A 573-nucleotide genomic window follows, 5' to 3' on the forward strand; every position below is an offset into this window, starting at 1 on the left:
CGCGTCGAGCGGCTGGACCGCGGTGGGCACCATGTACGCGGGCAGGTGGCGGCCGACGTGCGCGGCGAGCAGGTCCGGGTCGGGGGTGCGGCCGGGGGCGGGGACGACGTACGCGGTGAGGGTGCGGTCGCCGGGCAGGTCCTCGCGGACCAGGACGCAGGCGGCGCGTACGGACGGGTCGGTGCGGAGGACCGCCTCGATCTCGCCGGGTTCGATGCGGTGGCCGCGCAGTTTGATCTGCTGGTCGGCCCGGGCCACGTGGTGCAGGGTGCCGTCGGTGTCCCGGCGGGCGAGGTCGCCGGTGCGGTACATCCGGCTTCCGTCGCCGGCGAACGGGTCGGCGACGAAGCGGGTGGCGGTGAGGCCGGGGCGCCCCAGGTAGCCGCGTGCCACCCCGGGGCCCGCGACGTACAACTCGCCCTCGGCGCCCGGCGGTACGAGCCGCATCGCGGCGTCCAGGACGTACCCGCGCATGCCGTCGAGCGGCCGGCCGATCGGGGGCACGCGGCCGGGGGTGTCGTCGGGGCGGACGCGGTGCAGGGTGGCGAAGGTGGTGGTCTCGGTGGGCCCGTA

The 573-nt window shown here is 77.1% G+C and carries 1 protein-coding gene; it reads right to left on the reverse strand.

Annotated elements, in window-relative coordinates; translation table 11 throughout:
* On the reverse strand, positions 1-573 hold a 573-nt coding region (locus GT042_RS15935; protein ID WP_161309373.1), incomplete at both ends, for an AMP-binding protein.

The sequence above is a fragment of the Streptomyces sp. SID3212 genome (assembly GCF_009865405.1).
GTDB lineage: Bacteria > Actinomycetota > Actinomycetes > Streptomycetales > Streptomycetaceae > Streptomyces.